This window comes from Streptoalloteichus hindustanus (assembly GCF_900129375.1).
Classification (GTDB): domain Bacteria; phylum Actinomycetota; class Actinomycetes; order Mycobacteriales; family Pseudonocardiaceae; genus Streptoalloteichus; species Streptoalloteichus hindustanus.
On record NZ_FQVN01000013.1, the window covers coordinates 35,527 to 55,946 of the forward strand.

16 protein-coding genes are annotated in these 20,420 nt (G+C 72.2%); 12 read left to right on the plus strand and 4 right to left on the minus strand.

Annotation, left to right across the window (positions count from 1 at the left end):
• Positions 1–44: 44 nt before the first annotated feature.
• The 10 genes from BUE43_RS28030 to BUE43_RS28075 all read left to right on the plus strand — a co-directional run bounded on the left by BUE43_RS28030 (position 45) and on the right by BUE43_RS28075 (position 9,962).
• On the plus strand, positions 45–785 hold the full coding sequence (locus tag BUE43_RS28030) for a hypothetical protein (RefSeq protein WP_083960249.1): 741 nt from the start codon (positions 45–47) through the stop codon (positions 783–785).
• On the plus strand, positions 778–2,088 hold the full coding sequence (locus BUE43_RS28035) for a hypothetical protein (RefSeq protein ID WP_073489059.1): 1,311 nt from the start codon (positions 778–780) through the stop codon (positions 2,086–2,088). The genes BUE43_RS28030 and BUE43_RS28035 overlap by 8 nt, the downstream gene beginning before the upstream one ends.
• Before the next feature lie 6 nt (positions 2,089–2,094).
• Positions 2,095–3,570 (plus strand): SCO6880 family protein, encoded by a 1,476-nt coding sequence (locus BUE43_RS28040; protein ID WP_073489061.1) that lies wholly within the window; start codon positions 2,095–2,097, stop codon positions 3,568–3,570.
• The gene (locus BUE43_RS28045) at positions 3,567–5,066 is read left to right on the plus strand and encodes an ATP-binding protein (RefSeq protein WP_073489063.1); all 1,500 of its coding nucleotides are present in this window, start codon (positions 3,567–3,569) and stop codon (positions 5,064–5,066) included. Before BUE43_RS28040 ends, BUE43_RS28045 begins: the two co-directional genes overlap by 4 nt.
• A gap of 77 nt (positions 5,067–5,143) precedes the next feature.
• Positions 5,144–5,587, plus strand: a complete 444-nt coding sequence (locus BUE43_RS28050) for a hypothetical protein (RefSeq protein ID WP_073489065.1) — start codon at positions 5,144–5,146, stop codon at positions 5,585–5,587.
• Complete coding sequence (locus tag BUE43_RS28055; protein ID WP_143174437.1) at positions 5,584–6,681, plus strand: C40 family peptidase; 1,098 nt, start codon at positions 5,584–5,586, stop codon at positions 6,679–6,681. Before BUE43_RS28050 ends, BUE43_RS28055 begins: the two co-directional genes overlap by 4 nt.
• A complete protein-coding gene (locus BUE43_RS28060) occupies positions 6,678–8,594 on the plus strand; it encodes a type IV secretory system conjugative DNA transfer family protein (protein ID WP_073489069.1) in 1,917 nt (638 codons plus the stop codon). Before BUE43_RS28055 ends, BUE43_RS28060 begins: the two co-directional genes overlap by 4 nt.
• Positions 8,591–9,019 carry a hypothetical protein gene (locus tag BUE43_RS28065; protein ID WP_073489072.1) on the plus strand — a complete coding sequence of 143 codons (429 nt, stop codon included), beginning with the start codon at positions 8,591–8,593 and terminating at the stop codon, positions 9,017–9,019. Before BUE43_RS28060 ends, BUE43_RS28065 begins: the two co-directional genes overlap by 4 nt.
• Entirely contained in the window at positions 9,016–9,573 is a 558-nt protein-coding gene (locus BUE43_RS28070) for a hypothetical protein (protein ID WP_143174438.1), read from the plus strand. Before BUE43_RS28065 ends, BUE43_RS28070 begins: the two co-directional genes overlap by 4 nt.
• Before the next feature lie 101 nt (positions 9,574–9,674).
• Complete coding sequence (locus tag BUE43_RS28075; protein WP_073489076.1) at positions 9,675–9,962, plus strand: hypothetical protein; 288 nt, start codon at positions 9,675–9,677, stop codon at positions 9,960–9,962.
• 549 nt (positions 9,963–10,511) lie between these two features.
• Here BUE43_RS28075 and mobF read toward each other — a convergent pair.
• The 3 genes from mobF to BUE43_RS28085 all read right to left on the minus strand — a co-directional run bounded on the left by mobF (position 10,512) and on the right by BUE43_RS28085 (position 17,325).
• Positions 10,512–15,218: a MobF family relaxase gene (gene mobF, locus BUE43_RS28080; RefSeq protein ID WP_143174439.1), complete on the minus strand. Its 4,707-nt coding sequence runs from the start codon at positions 15,216–15,218 to the stop codon at positions 10,512–10,514.
• Positions 15,219–15,900: 682 nt separating this feature from the next.
• A complete protein-coding gene (locus BUE43_RS34430) occupies positions 15,901–16,074 on the minus strand; it encodes a hypothetical protein (protein WP_159447803.1) in 174 nt (57 codons plus the stop codon).
• Between the two features lie 15 nt (positions 16,075–16,089).
• Entirely contained in the window at positions 16,090–17,325 is a 1,236-nt protein-coding gene (locus BUE43_RS28085; RefSeq protein ID WP_143174440.1) for a hypothetical protein, read from the minus strand.
• Between the two features lie 1,389 nt (positions 17,326–18,714).
• Here BUE43_RS28085 and BUE43_RS28090 point away from each other — a divergent pair.
• Both BUE43_RS28090 and BUE43_RS28095 read left to right on the plus strand, forming a co-directional pair.
• A complete protein-coding gene (locus BUE43_RS28090) occupies positions 18,715–19,449 on the plus strand; it encodes an MBL fold metallo-hydrolase (protein ID WP_073489082.1) in 735 nt (244 codons plus the stop codon).
• 191 nt (positions 19,450–19,640) lie between these two features.
• Positions 19,641–19,883, plus strand: a complete 243-nt coding sequence (locus BUE43_RS28095; protein ID WP_073489084.1) for a hypothetical protein — start codon at positions 19,641–19,643, stop codon at positions 19,881–19,883.
• Here BUE43_RS28095 and BUE43_RS28100 read toward each other — a convergent pair.
• Positions 19,873–20,367, minus strand: a complete 495-nt coding sequence (locus BUE43_RS28100) for an NUDIX hydrolase (protein WP_073489086.1) — start codon at positions 20,365–20,367, stop codon at positions 19,873–19,875. The genes BUE43_RS28095 and BUE43_RS28100 overlap by 11 nt on opposite strands.
• Positions 20,368–20,420 lie beyond the last annotated feature (53 nt).

Consider the following 20,420-nt stretch of genomic DNA (forward strand, 5'->3'; position numbering starts at 1 on the left):
ACGCGATGCCAGGTCGTCCACGTGTCCGTGTTCGGTGTCGGGGATTGCTGCCGCTGCTGGCCGGCGCCCTGGCGGGAGCGGTGGTGATCGCCCTGTTCCACCTCGCTCCCGGGCCGTCGTTCCGCACCATCCACAGAGAACAATCCACTGTGGACAGTTCTGGTGGCGGGGACGAGCGGGAGTTGGCGCAGCGCCCGATGCCCTCCCTGCCGCCGGAGGCGGCTCGCCCCCAACCGCTGTCCACCGCCCGCGGCCCGGAACCCCACGTGCTGCCTGCGGCCACCGAGACCGGCCGATGGGTCCCCGGCGAGTTCACGGCTTCCACGGAAGGGGCGTTGGCGCAGCTCGTGGTGTTGTGGGAGACCGCTCTGCACGGGGCCGACCCCGCTCTGGTGGAGCGCGCCTACCGGCACCTGGCGATGCCCGGCGCACCGGATCCCGCCACCACCGGGGTGCACCGCACCGTCGTCGCGCTGCGCGTCCACGCCGGCGCACCCGCCACCGGCCCCGTCCCGGACCTGCGCGCCCAGTACCGCGTCACCCACGGCCTGGTCAAAGGCAGCACCGACCGCGGCCGCTACGTGGTGGTGTGTGTGCTCGGAGAGATGTCGGTGACCTACCAGGCCGGCGCCGCGCGGGGCGGGCTGGGGGACTGCCAGGCCATGCGATGGGCCGGTGTCGGATGGCGCGTCGCCCCCGGTCCGCTGCCCGCCCCGGCCCCGCACGCCTGGCCCGGCAGCGACGCCTGCCTCGCCGCCGGCTACCGGGAGGTCCGCCGTGCCTGACTGGATCAAGGACATCGCCAGGGACGCCTTCGACACCGCGATGCGCGCGATCTGGGACTGCGGCCTGGAGTTCTTGCGGGTCGCGTTCGAGCTGGCCGACGCCTTCCCCATCACCGTCTCCACCAGCCAAGGCCCGATCGGCACGATCTGGCCGCTGACCCTGTACCTGTCGGGGCTGGTCGCCCTCGGCCTGTTCTTCGCGCACCTCATCTCCGTGATGCTCAGGGGAGGGCGAGGAGCGCTGCGTCTGGTGACGGGGCCTGTCCAGTACGGGCTGGCCCTCGCGGTGGTGGGGGGCAGTGCGGGATTGTTCCTGGCCGCGGCGGACGGCCTGGCCACCGGGATCCTGCGCGCCACCCTGAAGGTCAACAACTTCGGCGACGCCCTGCGGGCCACGAGCCTGACCGACGGCGCCAAGGACTCGATCAAGGCCGTCACCCTCGGGCTGGGCGCGCTGTTCGGGATCATCCCCGCGGCGCTGGGCTACCTGCTGGAGATGCTGTTCCGGGCCGCGGCCATCCTGATCCTGGTCGGCTGCACCCCCCTGGCCGCGGCGGGCCTGCTGTCGGGAGTGACCGCCCACTGGTTCTGGGTCACGGTGCGCTGGTTGCTCGCCGCGATCTGCATGAAACCCGTGCTCGCCCTGTCGATCTCGCTGGGTGTGCTGGCCACCGGCGGCGCCCAGGGGTTGGCGGAGGTCCTCGTGTCCTGCGGGCTGCTGCTGGTGAGCCTGTACAGCCCGGTGGTTCTGTTCCGGTTGTTCAGCTTCGTCGACCCCAACACCGGCGCGGGGCAGGCGTTGCGGGAGGCCTTCGCCGCTGCCGGTGGCCGCCACCCCTACGACACCGGGATGGATCGCGTGGGTCTGACCGGCGGGGACGAGGAGTCCGACGAGCGCGCCCACGAGGAACGCTTCGCCCCCGCCGAGGACGACCACGAGGACACCGACGACACCGACCGTGCCGACCGGTGGGGTCGGTTCGCCGAGGACGGGGACGACGACCACGCCCGGCGAGCCGAGGAGGACCTCGACGCCGCCCGTGCCCAACGCGACGACCAGGACGACGAGGACCGCGTCGCCCAGCAACAGGACGCAGAACAGGCCGCGGACGAGGGGCAGCCGCCTCCTACCGACGCGCCCGACTCCGACGCGCAGGCGACCCCGGCCCGCGACGAAGCCCCGCCGCCACCCGAACCCGTGCCAGAACCCGAACCTCCGCCCACCGCCGAACCCCTGCCGTCTCCGCCGGCACCGGACGCCGCGGCGACCGGCGAGGCCGGCAGCACCGCCAGGGAGCCCTGATCAGGCATGAGCCCACGCGTCTACACCGGACTGTCACGACGAGAACACGGCGAATGGTTGATGGGGCTGACCCTCGGGCAGACCGTGTCGTGCCTGCTGCTGGCGATCCCGGTGGTCACCTCACTGGCCGCCGGGAACTGGCAGCACAGCATGCTGCTGCTGGGAATCTGCGGGGCGGCGGCGGGCCTGGTCGTCGTGCCGTTCCGCGGGCGCCCCGCGGCGCGGTGGATGCTGCACTGGGCCACCCATCGGGTCGGGGCGCTCACCGGCTGGTCGGCGTGGCAGTCCCACATCGCCGCCGGTGAAGTCCTCCCACCGCAGGAACCGGATCTGCCCGGTGCGCTGTCCCGACTGTCGTTCGTGGACGGACCGACCTACAAGGACCACGGACGCCTCTGCCTGGTCCACGACACCGCAGACCACCAGTGGACCGTGGTGGCTCGGCTCACCCACCAGGGCGTGGGCCTGGCCAGCGACGACGAGCGGGAGACGCTGGCCGTGCGGCTGGGCGCCCTGCTGCGGGGACTCGCCCACCACGACACGATCACCCGCCTCAGCGTCTACGTCCGCACCGCCCCCGACGACGGCGCCGCCTACGAGACGTGGCGGGCCACCCACCACCGGCCCGACGCCCCTGACCTGGCGGTCGCGGTGACCGACGAACTCCGTCGCACCCTCGCCGAGCGCGGCATCCGCCACGAGATGTTCCTCGCGGTCTCCGCACCCGAGACCGCCCTGCGCGGACCCGCCGCAGCCGCCGGCGGCGGACCGGACGGCCGCGCCCACACCCTCTACCGGGCTCTGGACGGGGTGGAGGACCAGCTACGCGGTATGGGATGCACCCACGTCGAGTGGTTGGACTCGCCCGGTCTGGCCGCGGCCGTCCGCAGCGGATTCAACCCCCACGCGACGGGGGAGCACCCGTGCTGGGCGGCCGCCGGACCGACCGCGGCCCCACCGCCCGCCGCGCGTTCCTACACCCACGACGGGTTCACCTCCGTCACCTACGCCGCGCTCCCGGAGTCCGGTGTCCTGTTCGGATCGCTGGGATCCCTGGTGATCCCGCGCACCGTGGGAGAGCGGCGGGCGCTGGCGGTGCACTACGAGATCCTGCCGCCGCACCTGGCACGGCGGGCCGTGCGGGTCGAACGGCAGCGCCACGCGCTCATCAGGGACATCAAGACACGCCGGGGATTCGCCGTGTCCGCCGCCGACCAACGGGCGGTGCGCGAGGCGTACGGGGACGAAAACGCGGTCGCGGCAGGACATGCCATCGTGCGCTACGCCGCCGTGGTGTCCGTGACCGTCCCCGCCGACTGGGAGGTGGAGGACCACGCGGCCCGACTGGAGAACACCGCGACCGGCCGGATCCGGCTGCTCCGGCTGGAGTTGGCGCAGGACAACGCGTTCGTCGCCGCCTGTGTCCCGGTCGGACTCGGCCTGCCGAAGCTGCGCTGGACGCGGATCAGGAGGGCGCGGTGAGCGCGCCCCGCGGCCCCCAGGGCCGCACCCTCGCCTCCCTGCTCCGCGCCTTCGGCCCGGAACCCCCTGCCCGGCCCCGCGACCCCGAACCCGCGCCGGAGCGGAGCGAGACCGGACCGCGCGTCCCGCGACGGGGGATCTCCCGGCCGGGCTGGGGATGGAGCCCGGTGGAGGCGCCGCTGGTGGTGTGCCGGGCGGCGACCAGCGAGATCGGTGGGCTCTGGCCGCTGCTCGACTCCGCCACCCTGCCGCCCGTCGGCGCGCGCCTGGGCTACGACGCGTTGTCCGGAGCCGTCTTCTACTGCCACCCCGTGGAGTGGGTGCTCGGCGGGATCACCAGCAACCCCAACATCATCGTGTTCGGCGAACCCGGTCGCGGCAAGAGCAGCGCGGTGCTGGCGCTGGCGGTGCGTCTGATGCCGTTCGGGGTGCGCACCGTGATCGCCGGAGACGTCAAAGGGGAGTACAGCCCCGTGGTGCGTGCCCTCGGGGCGGAGCCGATCAGGGTGGGCGCGCCCGGGGTACGCATCAACCCGCTGGACCTGGGGCCGCTGGGCGCCCGATGGTCCGGCCTGACGGCGCGGGAGCGGGCGGAGGAAGCCTCCGCCACGGTGGGGCGCTGGGTGCGGCTCCTGGTGGCGTTGACCGAGGCCGCCGGCCACCCGGCGACCCCCACCCACGAGATGGTCCTGTCGGCGACGCTGCGCCGACTGGCGGGCGTGGACGGTGGCGCTGACCGCATGCGGTCGGTCACGATCCCCGAGGTCCACCACGCGCTGTCCCACCCGGACCCGGAGTTGTGGCGCCAGGCCAGGTTCCCCGGCGAGCGTGAGTTCCTCGACGCGATGCGCGGGATCACCGACGCCCTGGGCACCCTGATCCGCGGCCCCCTGGCGGGATTGTTCGACGGGGACACCACGGTCAGGCTCGACTGGTCGGCGCCGATCCAGTCACTGGACCTGGAGCGGCTGGCCAGCCGGGGTGACCAGGCGATCGCGTTCGCGCTGACCCTGCTCGGCTCGTGGGTGTCCACGGCCACCGATCTCCGCCGGGACGGCGAGATCCGCCTCGTGGTCCGGGACGAGGTGTGGCGTCAGATGCGCCTGGGGCTGCGAGCCGTGCAGACCGTGGACGCCGACCTGAGGCTGTCGCGCCGGCACCAGACCATCCAGGTCCTGGCCGCCCACAAACCCTCCGACCTGCTCACCGTCGGCGCGGCGGGGTCGACGGAAACCGCGATCGCGAAGGACCTGCTCGCGCTGTGCGCGACCCGTGTCCTGTTCGGACAGTCCACACGCGTCGCCGACGAACTCGCCGACGCGCTCGCGCTGGGGGAGCGGGAACACCAGGCGATCACGGGCTGGGCGACGGGCCGGCCGGGCCGTGCCCTGTGGAAGCTGGGAACCCGCCCCGGGTTCAAGGTCACCACGGTGCTGACCTCCCCCGAGAAGCGCCTGTTCGACACCAACGCCCAACTCCGGCCCCGCCGGCGCTGACCACCAGAACCCGTTCCACGCCCGCCGCCCCGGTCGACGGCGCGCGAATCCGACCCGCACACAAGAGGGGAAGACACATGCCGCCCACCACGAGCACGTCCGCCCAGGCCCTCCTGGAACTGGTGTGCGCCTGCGGCAACACCCAACCCTGCCCCGTGCCCCGCGTCCGGGTCGCGCTGGGCGAGGACTGGCTCCCCGCTCTGGCCGAGCTGGTGGCCAGTGCGCACGCGGCCCGCTGGCACGTCACCGACGATCTCACCACCGCCTCCTGCCCGCCGTGCCTGCGGACGGCGCGGTGCCTGACCTGGCAGCCCCAGGTCGGCCACCTGGTCGTCGTCCACCGCTTCGGGCCCGCGGTTCCCGCCCTGAACACCGGCGCGGGCTGTCGGCTCGTGCGGATCTGCCAGGAGTGCGGTTGGCGGCACTACGACCCGCCGCCACCCGCCGCGACCGCAACGATCGTCGGCGCGGTCCGCCTCACCGCCGCGGACGCCTCCCCGATGAACGGGGCGCCACAGTGAGCCGCCGCGGGACCCGTACCCGATGGTTGTGGGCGGCGGCCTCGGCCTATCTCGGCATCACGCCCTTCCTGGCCGTGCTGCTGGTGTTCGCCGGCGCTGGCCACGCCGCACCCCTGTGCGCCCCCGCGGCGGGCGGGCTGGTGGCAGGCGGGCCCGGCGGTGGGCCGATGACCGGAACCCACACCTGGTCCGCCGAGCAGACCAGCAACGCCCACACCATCACCGCCGTCACCTCCCAGCGCGGCCTGCCCCGACGCGCCGCGGTGATCGCGGTCGCCGTCGCCATGCAGGAGTCCCGGCTACGCAACCTGGACCACGGAGACCGGGACAGCGTCGGCTTGTTCCAGCAGCGGCCCTCCACGGGGTGGGGCGCCCGCGACCAGCTCACCGACCCCGTCCACGCCACGAGTCTCTTCCTCGACGCGCTCGTACGGGTCCCCGACTGGCAGCGCATCGACCTGTGGCGCGCCGCCGACAGCGTGCAACGCTCCTGCTGCCCACACGCCTACACGCAGTGGGCGAGCGACGCGGCCCTGCTGGTCGGCCGGCACTGGACGGGACCGGCCGATCCCGATCCCGTTCTGCTGCCCGGCGCGGACAGCGGCGCCCCCACGCCCACCACGTCACCCCCGTGCGGTCCAGGCGGCTCGGGCCTGCCTTCCGCCCCCAGTCCCGGCACGGCACCGCGCGTCCCCGCCGAGTGGGCACCACCCGACGACGAACGCCTGCGCACCGTGGTCGCCTTCGCCCTCGACCAGCTCGGCAAACCCTACGTGTGGGGCGGGGTCGGCCCGGACGGCTGGGACTGCTCCGGGCTGACCCTGCGGGCCTGGGCCGCCGTCGGCGTCGCCCTCGGCCGCACCACCTACGACCAGGTCCACACCGGAACCCCGGTCCCGAGCCCGGACGCGGTGCGCCCCGGCGACCTGCTGTTCATCCCCGGCGCCGACGGCACCCACGCCCGCCCCGGCCACGTCGGTCTCGCCCTCGGCCACGGCCTGCTCGTCCACGCCCCCCAACCCGGCCACACCGTCCGCGTCGACCCCCTCACCACCTGGACACCCGTGCTCAGCGCGATCCGGAGGCCGACATGACTGTCCGTCACACCTCGCCGCCCACCCTGCGCCAGGACCTGGTCCTCCTCGGTGTCCTGGCCTGCCTCGGCGCCGCCCTGCTCGGCGGAGCCGGGCTGCTGTGCCTGGCGGTGACCACCACCACCGGCCTGGTCACCGGTCTCTGGCGGATGCCACCCTGGGATCAGTGGGGGCACGTCGCGGCCACCGTGCTGGCCCATCCCGACCAGCCCGGCCTCGGACTTCCCGCACCCTGGGGACCAGCCGGCAGCGAGCACCCGGTGCTGTTGTGGTCGATCACGCTCGGCCTCACCGCCGCCACGGTGGCCGCCCTGGCCCCCGCCACGGTCCTGGCCTGGCGGCGGCTGGCGCCCATGCCCCCGGGGCACGCCACCCGGGGCGAGATCCACGCCGAGCTGTCCGAACACGCCGCCCGCCGCACCGCCGCCGTCACCCGCCCCACCCTCACCGGGCGGGAGCGGACCCGCTGCCGCATCGAGGACGTGGCGGTTCCCCTGCACCGCGCGCCCCGCACCCGCCAGCCGATGTGGGCGCCGCTGGAGAACCCCACCGCGGTCCTGGCGCCGACCCAGGCCGGAAAGTCCCGACAGGACCTCGTCCACAAGATCCTGGCCGCCCCCGGGGCGTTGCTGTGCTCCTCCTCCAAACCGGACCTGGTGCTCATGGCCGGTTTGGCGCGAGCCCGCCGGGGCGGGCCGGTGCTGGTGGTCGACGCCACCGGCACCGTCACCTGGCCAGCCCCCGTGCGCTGGTCCCCCATCGAGGGCTGCACCGACACCACGGTGGCGCGTCGTCGCGCCGAAACCATGGTCGAGTCCGCCTCCCTCGACCTGGCCCGTCTGGACTCCGGCAACGACGCGGTGTTCCGGGACCGCGCCAAGAGCGTGCTCCAGGCATACCTGGTGGCCGCGGCCCACCACCGCCGCGACGTCGCCGACCTCGTGACCTGGGCGGTCCTCCGAGACCCCGAACCCGTCGAGCTCCTCAAACCCCGTGAACCGGACCTGGCCCGCAACCTCCGCGCCGAACTCGCCATGGTCGCCGAGACCGCCGACGCCGTCTGGCTGTCCGTCCGCCGCGTGCTGGAACCGATCATGGACCGGCAGCTGCGCGCCCTCGCCACCCCCACCCACGGCGCCGGCCTCGACATCCCCGGCGTGATCGCACAGCGCGGTTCGATCTTCATCGTGGCGGGTGAACACCAGTCGGCCCAGGCGGCGCCGCTGCTGACCGCCCTGGTCGAACAATGGCTCACCACCGCCCAGGACCTCGCCCTGGAACAGGACCACGAGCGCCTCGACCCACCCGCCACCGCGGTCCTGGACGAGTTGTGCACCGCCACGCCCGTGCCGCGCCTGCCCTCCATCATCGCCGACTCCGCCGGCAGGGGCGTGCTCATCCACTACGCCCTGCAGTCCCTGGCCCAGGCCGAGGCCCGCTACGGATCGGCCGGCCTGCGGCAGCTTCTGGACAACACCACCAGCCTCACCGTCTTCGGCGGACTGAAGGACAAGACCACCCTCGAATGGCTCTCGGTCCTGACCGGACAGCACGACCAGATCCGCTACCACGCCCACAGCCCAGCCCTGCTCAGCGTCGGCTCCACCAGCGTCGGCACCGAAACCGTCCCCACCCACCGGCCCGGCGACATCCGCACCCTGCCCCGCGGCCGCGTGCTCGTGCTGCACCGGCACCTCCGGCCGATCCTCGCCCACACCCTCGACGTCACCGCCCGCCCCGACTGGCCGCACCTGCGCGCCGACCTCACCCGAGTCCGCGGCGGCGACATCCCCATCGGCCCCGACGGCCACCTGACCGACGAAGGACCCAGCACCGCGCCCGCGCCACGAACCCCTCACGTCCGCCACCGACCCACTCCTGCGCTCCTCCACCGCCTTCGGAGGTCGAGGTGACCGACACCACCACCCCGCCCACCCCACCCGAGCGGCCCCACCGCTCCACCGCCGTCAGCCAACGCCTGGCCCGGATGCGGCGCCGCCAGGCCGAACTCGACGCCGCCCGCCGCGAGGCCGAACGCCGCGAGGAGCACGCCCTGCGCACGTGGGCGGGCCTTGCCGAGAAGGACGCCAGACTGCACCGCGAGCTGGCCGAGGTGCGCCGGGACATGGCCGTCGCCGTGCGAACACTGCGGGATGTCGGCCGCCGCCGCGACGAGATCGCCGTCCTCCTGGACCTGCGCCTCACCCAGGTCGACCAACTCCTGCACACCCCCCACGGGGTGAGCCGTGCTCCGAGCCCACCAGCGCGCCCACCACAACCCCAAGCCCACCCTGCCCCTCCCACTGGGCCTGACCCCACCTCCGGAACGGCCCCGTGACGAGCGGACACGACGACGAGGAAGGCACGCGAGCTCGATCGGAACACCCCGTGGCCGCGCCCTCCACAGACGCGTCGCCCGAGGAGCAGATCTCGGCGCTGCGTCAGGAACTCGCCGAACTCCGCGACATCGTCCAGGCCCTCGTGGCCGACGACCAACGCGGGCGCGTCGATCCCGCTCCCTGGTGCTGGTTCCAGCCTCCGGAGCTCGCCGAGGACCCCCGTGCGGCTCTGGCCGCCTGGGTCGACTTCCACAACGCCACCTACGTCGGCGCCCCGGGCGGCGCCGCGCAGCACCCCATCCCAGCCTGCTGGCGGGAACACCCGGGCCTGGCGGCCGAGGTCGCCACCCTCGCGGCCTACTGGCGCCACAGCAACATCGGCCAGTCCGCCCACCCCGGCAACGCCCAGTACTGGCACGACCGCTACCGGCCGGGCTTCACCGCCCGCATCCCCGACTACGTCCACCGCTCCTGCCTGGACGGCGACCACCAACCCGCCGGCGCCCCGGCAAGACCCGACCGCTGGACAGCAGAGAACAGTTCCGACCCGTAGATGGAGCCATCCCCGCTCCAGGTGACCGTGAGGAGCTGGAATCATGCAGGTCCCGTGAAGGACGGCGACGAACACCTCATCACCTTTCACCCAGGAGAGAGATGACGATCGAGCACCCCGCCGAGCTGAACGCGATCATCTACGCGCTGTTCTCCGCTCCCGGCCTGGACCGCGAAGCCGCCGCCGGCATGGTGAAGTCCATGCTCGCCGGGCAGTACTTCCTTGACCGTCCCGCCGCCTACTCGCGGGCGATCGAGCAGGCGTTGGCGCAGCCGGATCCCGTGACCGCCGCCCTGGAACCCCCCTTCAGCGAGACCGAGGTCCGGAAGTTCCTGCGCCTGGTGCATGAGGAGCTGGCGAAGGCCAAGCCCTGGCCCGCCACCACGTGAAGGCCCTGTCGTCGCCATCTGAGGGCAGAGGGAGTGGACGGGCCCGTCAGGTACGAGACGCTGCCGCCGTCGTGAGTCCTCATCGGCGAGTCGGTCCGCCTCGGACCGTCGACCGGGTCATCGATCTTCAACCTGCCCAAGGCCAGGCTGGTCCGGCAGCCCGAGTGCGACGGGTGATCGTTGCTCGTCCACGCGCCGGCCGGTCGGGGCGAGCCCACCCACTCGCCGTCCTCCCCACGTGCTCGGCGCGACTCGTTGTCGCTGGCGGAGGTGTCCGATGAGGACCCTCACCACGAACCTGTGATCCACAGCGTGGGGGAGTACTCAGTCCCGCACGAGATTGTCCGCTGGGACATGGAGAAGGTGGCCGACGAGGTGCGGCGCTGCCGCGAGGTGTTGAGGGACGTCGTCTGACGTCGTCATCCTGGACAACGCGACCGGCCGAAGAGGCCGACCTGCGCTCGCCGGCCACGACGTGTGTCGCCGCAGTGGACGGAGAGGCGAGGACCGGGACTCGTGGCGTGCCCAGCTCGGAGTGAGCCCCACTAGCTACAGGCCGTGGCCGAGGTGGTGGTCGGCGCTGTGGTCGAGGCGGTGGTCGTCGCCGCGACGCTCGGCGTCCCCGAGATGCTCGTCGTGACCACGACGATCCTCGTGGGGTGGATGGTCGTCCCGGGCGTGGCGGGACTTGTAGCGGAGGACCTCGTCGCGCAGCGCGCCCGGTCGGGCCTGTTCTCTCCTGTGCTGCCTCGCGGAAGACGTGGCCATGGGGCTGCTCCTGGTGGCCGAGGACTGATGGCTGCGGGAAAGCGGTGTTTCGGCCGCAGCTTGCTGCCGGGCTGGAGGAGGTTGCGGCGCCGAGGCCGCCGTCGGGGACGAGGCCGTCATCGGGGGCGCTGGCGACGTCGCCGTACCCCCAGTCGCGGCGTGCGCCGTCGCTGCGGACGACCTCGTGGCGGCCCTGGGCGGCGTGGGCTGGGAGGCGGCGGTGGAGTGCTGCGCGGCACCGCCGTGCTGGTGGGCTGACGCGGAGGAAGTGGCGGACGCCGCCGCGTGTGGGGCCGCCGCGTGTGGGGGTGGTGTGGCGCTGTGGGACGACGACGCCCGTGGAACGCCCTGCCCGGGCGGGGACGTGTGCTGCCGGCTTCCCTGGCTCTGTCCCACGGTGTGGTGCGGAGCCTGCGAAGCGGCGGACTGCTGGGCGTTGCTCTGGTACGTCGACCTCGTGGACTGCTGCTGCTGCGCACCAGGAGGCGAGGCCGTGCTTGCCGCTGGTCGCGTTCCCGAATGACGGCGCAGGTGCGGCGGCAAACCCTCCACCCGCCCAAAATGCGGCGCCGACGACACCGGTGTGGTGACCGGTTGGCCCAGCGCCGCGCACCAGGCGGCGTGGGCTGCGTGGTAGGCGTGGGCGCGGCGCCCGGCACCGCTGGGCCGCGCCCCCAGAGCACGGTTCTTGTCCGTGACGGCGTAGGTGTCGCGGTAGGCGGCAGCCAGGCCGAGCGCGTGGTCCCACCGTGCGGCCTGTGTGGGGTCGGTGGGTCGTGACCCCAGTGGTCGGGCCCAGACGGGGCGCTCGTGGGTGGCGATGAGCCGAAGTTCGGCCACGCGGCTGCCCACGGCCTGGTTGACCTGACACAGATAGCTCTCCAGCCCGCGCTCCGGGCCGGTGACCGGGTGGACGGTGCCGTGGTGCAGGCGGTGCATCCACGGCAGCGCCACCGGCTCCGGCACCAGGTTGTGCTGCTTCTGCTGGTGGAACTGGGCGACCAGTGCGTGGGTGAGAGCCTCGTGCGCGGGCGCCCCGGGGCGGCGGGGGTGCCGGTGCACGGTGTGGGTGGCGGCGAGGAGCGCGTTGTCGGCGTCCAGCCCCACGTGTTCTCCGGCGGCGGCGTGCCACCACACCACATCCCACTCCGTGGTGGTCACGTCCACTGTGGACAGGATTCCTGCCACAAGCGCCTGCCACCGCGTGATCTGTTCGGGGAGGGGTTCCCGGATCGGCGCCGGCGGTTCACTGTTCGCGGTGTGGGCCCGCACCCGCGCCAACAGGGGTTTGGCGGGGTCCTCCGGAGGCAGGGGGCCGCGAGCGAGGGCGTGGGGGACGAGCCGGTCGGCCTGCCACCCGACGTCCTCCCTCTCCCGCAGGTACTCCAGGAGTTCGGGCAGGCCGTCGTCGTCGGTGTCCGGTTGGGTGAGCACCGTCGGACACAGCCTGGCCAGCAGCGCCCGATGCCGTGCCGTGGCCAGTTGCTCGGCGCCGTAGTCGTGATGGGACAGCAGGGTCGCCAGAGATTCGGTCCGGGCGAGATGGTCACGCAGGACCTGGGTGGCGGAGAACTCCACGTCGCTGTTCCGCACCGCCGCGGCGAGCACGCGCAGGGCCTGACGTTCGGGCGGGGTTTCCTCGTGGAAGTCCGGGTCCGCGACGTGCTGGACGGTCTCGACGTAGAGGCGGTTCTCCCGCATCGAGCGGGTGATCGCCGGATACAGCTGTTCCCTCGTCATGCCCTGGGGGATCAGGACATGCGCACTGTCCCGGGTGGTCATGCCCTGGCAGCGGTGGATGGTCGCGGCGTAGGCGAGTTCGACGTACCGCTCCACATAGGACGCCGGCAGCCGCACCTCCCAGTCGAAGACGCGGTGCCGCACCACCAGGCCCCCTCCGTCATCGGCGTGGCGCAGGACCCGCCAGGTGTCGCCGTTCATCACGAACGCCCCACCCCCTGTGGTGGTGAGACGACGGTTGTTCCGGCGGGTGACGATCCAGTCCCCGACCCCGGCGAACGTGCCGTCGTGCAACGCCACACCCGCGGCCTCGACCTCACCCCGGGCGACACGTCGCTCCCGAGCCAGGTGGTTCAGCATGACGACGTCCCGGACGCGGGAGACGATCAGCAGGGTCTCCCGGCCCGTCTCCAGGTCCTTCCGCCACGCCCGGTACGCCTGCTCCCGCAGCGTCTCCAGTGACCCGCCCCGCACCCAACCGGCGTTCTCGTAGTAGCGCAGCCCGCCGGAGTGGCCAGCCCGGACGAGGAGGCTGGCGGCGGCCTGCTTCGGGTCCTCGAACCGCACCACCTCAGTCAGGGTCGTCGCGCCCACATCGGTGGCGATCAGCCGGACGGCGCCGCCGGCTTCGACCGCGCCGATCTGGGCGTCATCCCCGACCAGCCGCACATCCGCCCCCCGCTCCAGGGCGTACCGGACGACGGTGTGCAGGGTGTGGGTGCCGGCCATCGCCGCCTCGTCCACGATGAGCAGATCCCCGGGTTGGATCGGGAACGCCTTGTCGACGACGCCGTGCCGCAGGGCGGTGGTGAGCTGGTGCAGGGTGTGCGGTTCGGCGCCGATCGCCTCGCCGAGTTCGTGCGCCGCTCGGGCGGAGGGCCCGAACGCGTACACCTGCCCGCCGACGGTGTCACGCCAGGCATCGGCGAGCACCATCATGGCTCGGGTTTTGCCAGTGCCGGCCGGCGCCAACGCCACCTGCACGCGTCGCCCGGAGGTGGCGAACTCGGTGACCAACCCTCGCTGGCCCGCGTTGAGCACCAGCCCGTGGGCGGCGGCCCCGGTGAGGGCATCGACGACCGCCTGGGCCGGCAACCGATGCCCGTCCGTGCGGCGCGCGGCGGCGACGAGATCCGCCTCGGCGTCGAGAGTGTCGGTGATGGTGTACCGCGGGGCATGGTGGTCGGTGAGCACGCCTTCGTTCCCCACACGCCGTCGCATGCAGTCCACGCCGTGTGGCTCCGGGACCACGTGGGGTGCGTGCACGGGCACGGTTCCGGGCATGGCCAGCACGGTGTCCACCACGGCCCCGACCACGGCTTCCCGGGCATCGGACGCGACCCGAAGACCCGCGGTCTGGCGATGAGCTTCGGCCTCCAGGTTCCATCGCGTGAACGTCGCGTGCCGTTCGGCCACCACCGCCCTGGTGCGCGCCGCGAGAGCGTCGAGGTCCACGGGGCTGAGCTGCTGGCGATGGCAGAACACGTCGGCGGCCAGGTCGTCGCAGCCCCGAGGGCCGATCACCGCCGCGGCGAAACGCCGCCACCCCACCCGATGTTCACCCAACGTGCGGGGAGCCCGCTTGGCCGGTCGGGTGGCGTACTGGGCACGGCGGGACAGCTCCACCAGCTCGCGCGGCTCGGGCTCACGGCCGTGAGCCTGGACGAACGCCACGATCCGGCGGGCGCGCTCGGCCTCGATCTGCTGGGAGCGTCGGGACCACGCCCGCAGCAACCGGGTGGGCACACCGTCCAACTCCCACACCGGGCGCCGGAGGTCGATGCCGTCGGCGGGGCGCTGCACCCACCGCGCCCCCTCATCGCGCAGCAGGTCCCGCAGCCGACTGTCGTAGTACTGGCTGGCGGTGGTCGCGGCGGCGTGCAGGGTACGGCCGTCCAACGTGGTCCACTTGCCGTCGAAGGACCGCCGGACCTTCGCCGAGATCGGCACGTGGGTGTGCAGGTGGGGGTCGCCCGTGCGCGACTCCCAGTGCACGAACACCGCCCCGCAGATCCCGTCGATATCGACCTGGGCCTGGCCCTGGCCGCCGCAGCGGGTGAACGCCGCGTTCGTCTCGATCCACCGCACCGTGTCCGCCACCGCCCGCTGGTGCGCGGTAAGGATCCGCTGGGCGGTCTCGGGTTCGGACACCGCCCACACCACGCTGACGGACTTGGGCGGGGCGAACACCAACTCGTACCCGGACACCGCGGTCTTGGTCTTGGCGCGCTCCTGGGCCAGCCACTTCCGGAGCTCCGCGTCATCGCTGGGGGCACGGCCGTGCTGCTCGACGAACACCGCCCGCTGCACGCCGCGGCGGATACCCGCCCGCACGGTCTCGTCGATCGGATCATGGGGCGCGCGGCCGTTGCGCAGGTTGTGGGCGACGTAGGCCCGCCCGACCCGGCGCCGAAGGTCTCCGACGACCCCGTACTCCGGGAACCGCCGCCCGAGCTGGGTGTGGCGCAACGCCTGGTCCACCCGCACGCCCTGGGCGATGAGCCGAGACTGGATCTCGTCAGCGAGGGGATGCCGTCCCTCACCGAACAACGCGGTCATCTGCGCGCCGGTGACGGTTCCACTGACGCCGAGGATGTCGGCGCCGGTGCCGATCCACTCGCCGGGAGGATGGCCGAGACGCGCGTAGTAGTCGGCCAGGGACTCGCCGGGATCCAGGGAGTGGTCGCCGCAGGCGGTGGTGCCGGTGAGGTACTCGTACCCGCCCGGCGTCATCTTCCGCAACGACATCACGGCCACTCACCTCCCCGTGCGGCCAGTGGCATCGACCACGGACGTCGGGCTGTCACGAACGGGGAGGGAGACAGCCACCTTCACTATCCACACGCGACACCAGCGGATCAAGCAACTGGCAACACACCCACGTTCTTCCCGCACGCACAGGCATCACGGCGCCGAGTCTGTCTGCAACCAGTGCTGTGGGGACGGTGATGTGGGGACGGTGACCGGGCGGCTGGGATCGGGAGGGTGGGGTGTGGTGGTGGGCGGGGAGGGAATGGGTTGTGGTGTCGGGGTGAGGGGGTGGGGGCATGGGTAGCCGTGCTGGCGGCGCGGGGCGCTGCGCGTTGACGCTGCCGGGGGCTTCGGTGGTTGGGGTGTTGTCGCTGGTGTTGTGGGGGTTGTTCGACGGTGGCGCGGTGACGTTTGCTGTGCCAGCGGTGGTGTTGCCTGTCTCTGGGTGGTGCTGGTTTCTGGGGGCCGGTGGCAAGCCGGCGGAGCGCTAGCGGAGGCGGCGCGGCAGTCGAGCGCCCCGGCCACCTGATCAGGGTGAGCACCCGCGCGCTCGTCACGGTCTGGTGGTGGTGTGCGGTCGGAAGTAGCCCGGACTCCACCGGGCGGTGCGAGGAAAAGCCGGTGGTGCCACGGCTTGTCCGTGGCACCACCGGCTTGTTGGCGTGGTGGGTCGTGGCGGTCAGTCCACGTGCTCGTCGAGGCCGCAGCACACCCAGCAGCTGAAGCACACCCGTGGGATCTCGGGCATGAGGGTTTCGTCCATCGCCATGCGGCAGCACACGCACTCGGCGGTGGTGGGTGTGGGTGCGAGCCATCCGGTGAGGAAGGACCGGATGCGGCGGATCGTGTTCATGGGATGGCCTCCGTGTCAGGCTGCGAGGGTGAGGGCGGTCGGGATCGGGCGGGGCTGGGGGTGGGGGCGTCGGCAGTCGACGCACAGGTCCCGGCGGAGGTAGCGCCCTTCGGGGCGGCCGGTGGCGCGGCGGTAGCGGCCTTCCTTGCCGCATCCCTGGCAGACCGCTGGTGGCTCGGGGAGCCATGTGGTGATGGTGGAGGGGCGGTGCAGCGTGTCGCCGTGGCGTTCCATCCAGAGCTGGATGACCTGACGTCCGCGTGGGGTGGCGCGTTTCCACTCGCGGGACACGACGGATCGTGCGTGGGTGGGTTGTAGCTGTCGGGTGTGGTTGAGTCGTGCGATCAGGTCCCGCTCGTCCTTCGGGTGGTGTCGACGCTGGGGGAGGTTGTCGCGGGTGGGGGCGAACCGTCGGGGCAGGTGCTGTGCGGTCCACTTCTGGATCTGCGCGCGGTCGGTGTCGGTGGCGTCCCGCCAGTAGCGGCGGAGGAGGACGAGACCGGCTGTGCGGTAGGTGCGGGTGAGGTAGGCGCAGCGGGCGGCGACGGGGTTGTTGCTGGCGGGGATGCCGGGTCGTCCGTCGTCCCGGCAGGGGGCGCACAAGCCGTCGTCGGGGGTGCGGCGGTTGTCGCTGTCGGGGCGTTCCATCCAGCACGACACGCAGGTGAGGCCTCGTAGGGGAGGGACGTTGGCGCGGACGTAGTCCAGTTGGTAGCCGGCGAGTTCGTGGTCCTCCCATCCTTCGTTTTCGTCGGCGTGGGTGTCTTCGTACTCGCATCGGACGCGGTAGGCGTCGGCAAGGCGGACAGCGGCGGCGGAGGCGGATTCTCCGGTGGTTCGTGTGCGGGCGTGGATTTCGTCGCGCTGTTCGGAGCTCCCGGTGTAGATCGTGTCGGTGTTGACGTCTCGGGGTGCCTGGTAGTGGGTGTCGCGGGTCCAGCGGGGCGCGCGGTCGGGGTTGGTGGTGGTCCGGAGGGGGCGGCGGTCGACGCGGGCCATGGCCGCGATGACGTGGCGCGCGTGTTCGTTGGAGCGCTTCCACGCGTCGCGGAGGATGGCCACGGCGGTGCGTGGCCGGCGGTCGAGGACGTGGGCGCACCGGTGGATGAGGAGGAGGTCGCGTAGGTCGGCGCGTTCGATGAGGTGGGCGGCGCGCTTCTTCGCCTGGTCCCGGTCCCCACTGTCGATCAGCGCGTCCAGGGCGCTGATCAGGTCCACGACAGCAATAGGCTGACTATCGGTGACAGTCATCACCGGAATTCCTTTCTTCGAGAATTTTGACTTCAGGGGTCGCGGGGTGAGATTTGGCGATCTCTCCCCGGTTCCTCTGATGTCTCTATTCTAGAAGAAGGGCGGTGCTGTGGGCGAATTCTGCGCGTCGCTCGATCAGGGCATTTCTGCTGGTCAGAGCCGTATCGCCATGGCGTGGACACACTTCCCCGTCATGGCTTCTTCAAATGTGAGCGTGTGCGCGACACCGGGCGTTGACGCGCATTGCGTTACTGGTGGAATAATGCGGTCACGGCGTTGTGTTCTCTGCTGTTCCGGTGTGCGCGTGAGTCCCCGACGTGACTGGTGTGGGTGCTGACCGGGGGGTCTTTGTGGTGACCCAACAAAGGGGGGCTCCTTGCGTTCTCTCCCCGTCGGCCGTGACACCGCCCGATCACGCCGGGGCAAGGGCGCAACATCCGCTGGTACCGCACTGTCGGTGCCCAGCTTGCGCCCTTGCCCCGGTGTGATAGGTGTCACGAGAGGTCGACGGGGAGAGAACGCACCACCAGAGCCCCCCGGAACGCAACGTGCAGGACCAACCCCCCTCTCTCTTCGGAGGCTGGTCCTTGCTGGTCTTTGGACTCACGCTGGTGCCCGACCGGCGGTCGGCGACATCACTCAGCCATCGCTGGCCTTGCTCCGGTCTTGGGACTCGCGTCGGTGCCCGACCGGCGGCCCCCGGTCCGTCCCCATGCCGCCTGCTCAACAGGGGAGCGCGATGCCACCCGCCTGTCCTGAGAGCTCCGGTGCCACCCGGTGGGGTGGTGTCGCGGCGAAGGGGCGGAACCGGCTCCCGCGTCGACTACCCTGGCGGCGGCTCGTTAATAAAGGCTCCTTCGAGGCCTGTGGCTTGCGAGCCAAACCGTCGTCGGTGGTTGTTTGGCGACTCGTGCTCCGGTCTCCGGGGCAGGGTGACCGCTGTGGCGGTCAGGCCACGGACGACATCTGGTGGCCCACCCCCACGGGGTGGGCCACCAGCGCGTCTCAGAGCTCGCGCCGGGCGCTCCGGCAGCATTCGTCGTAGCTGTCCGGGTCCATGCCGATGTCCTATGGCGGTGTCCGATGATCGCGGTAGAAGTGCCGCTTGAATCCGGTGGTGTCGAAGGAAAGCTCCCAGGGGTCGGCCCCGAGATCCTCGAAGGGGAGCTCGGCCCACCCGTACTCGGACAGCAGGGATGACGTCCCGTCCACTCCGTAGTGTCCGGGCTGAACACGAGGACGCCCAGGCTGTGGGTTGGTCTGGATCGTGCCTCCGCCGCATCCCCGGCATCCCACAAGGTCGAGGAACACGACGAGGAGATCTCGGGACACCGCGCGAAATCCCCGAACGCCACCCACACCAGCCGTGGCGATCGGACAATCACCCTCATGCGGGAGTCGGAGGAGCGCCAGCGCGACGCGCACAACTCGATGTCGGGTGAGGTGACCGGCACCTCGTTCCAGGCCCACACCATCCAGGGCGACGTGCACTTCCACGGCACGCCCGGTCCCCCCGCCCCGAAGCGGCCGATCAGCAAGGCCGCCTGGATCGGCGCCGGGGCGGTCCTCGTCACGGTCGCCGCCGTCGGTCTGGTCGCGGCCAACTGGCCTTCGGGTGCCCCGGCCACCCAGACAGGCGCTCCCGGCACGTCCGCCCAGAACCCACAACCGGCCCCCACGACGTCGGTCCGGTCCACTCCGTCCACCGCCCAGGGAGATGAGGTCCGGTGGGCCGGCCGCATCAACCTGACCTATGTGAAGCTCGATCCGGTTCCCCCGGAAGTGCTCTCCAACAACACCGGCGCCAGCGTGTGGGTCCACTACGAACGCGGTCGGGGCACGGACCAACGGGACCAGAAGGCCACCCTGTACGGGCTCGGCGGTGGGTTCTTCACCACGAGACCGACCATCGCGCTCTGGGAGGGGTCCGCGGAGCCGACCCGCCAGCAGTGCCAGGATCTGATCAGCACCCGGGGCGCCGAAACCCTTGAGGTCACCAAGGAGAGCCGGTTCTGCGTCCTGACCGCGCAGAAGCGCGTCGCCTACCTCAGCGACCTGTCGTACGACGGCGCTGCCGCCATCTACATGGCCACCGTGAGGATCTGGAACACCGTGTCCCCATGACTCGCCGCGGGACAACGGCCGCGGCCGCGAGGCGAGCGCCTACCGTCGGGCAGCGGGTGGTGCACGGCGAGGGGCCGCGGGTTCGGCGCCGCCACCAGGCCGGCGCCGGCGTCGGTGGTTGTCTGGCGACTCGTGCTCCGGTCTCCGGGGCAGGGTGACTGCTGTGGCGGTCAGGTCACCGACGACGTCTGGTGGCCCACCCCCACGGGGTGGGCCACCAGCATGTTCCGGGCGTCCCGGCGGTACGCGTCGTCCTGTCCACCTCGGTCGTGGCGCTGCTGGTCTCGGAGGCGTGCGACATCGGCTTGGCCCCGGTGGTGAACTCCGGCTACGAGGCCCCCCGGGCCCGGCTCGTGCACGTCGACCAGCACGTTCGGCAACCTCTTCGCCTGGCCGGGGCAGAGCACCCGCGACGTCTGGCGGTCAGCCGGTGAGGGTGAGGGGCGCAGGGCTGAACCGGCCGGCGAGCAGGTCGTCGAGCAGGGCCGGCAGTTCGGCGGGCAGGAGTTTGTCGCGGCACTGCCGCAGGTCCTCCGCCGTCCACCAGCGGCGTTCGATCAGCCCGGCCTTCTCGTTCTCGGTGGGCTTGAGCGCGACCTGCGGCGCGGTGCTGGGGGTGCGGCCGAGGAACACGTGCTCGACGCGGTGGTGGTCCCGGCCCTGGTAGCGGAACCGGGATTCACGCACCCACAGTTCGCGGCCCAGTACGGGAAGCAGGATCCCGGTCTCCTCGGCGACCTCGCGCCGCGCGGCGTCGTGAAGGTCTTCGCCCTCGTCCAGGCCGCCGCCGGGCAGTTCCCACCAGTGGTGGTCGGGGTCGGCGGGGTCGAGGGCGTGGATGAGCAGCACGCGGTCGGCGGGGTCCAGCAGCAGGACGCGGGCGCCGATGCGGGGCCCGGTGCTGGTCGGGACGGTCATCCTGCGGCGGGTCCCCTCGCGGTCGGCTGACGGGCAGGTGGCCCGGCAGCCGA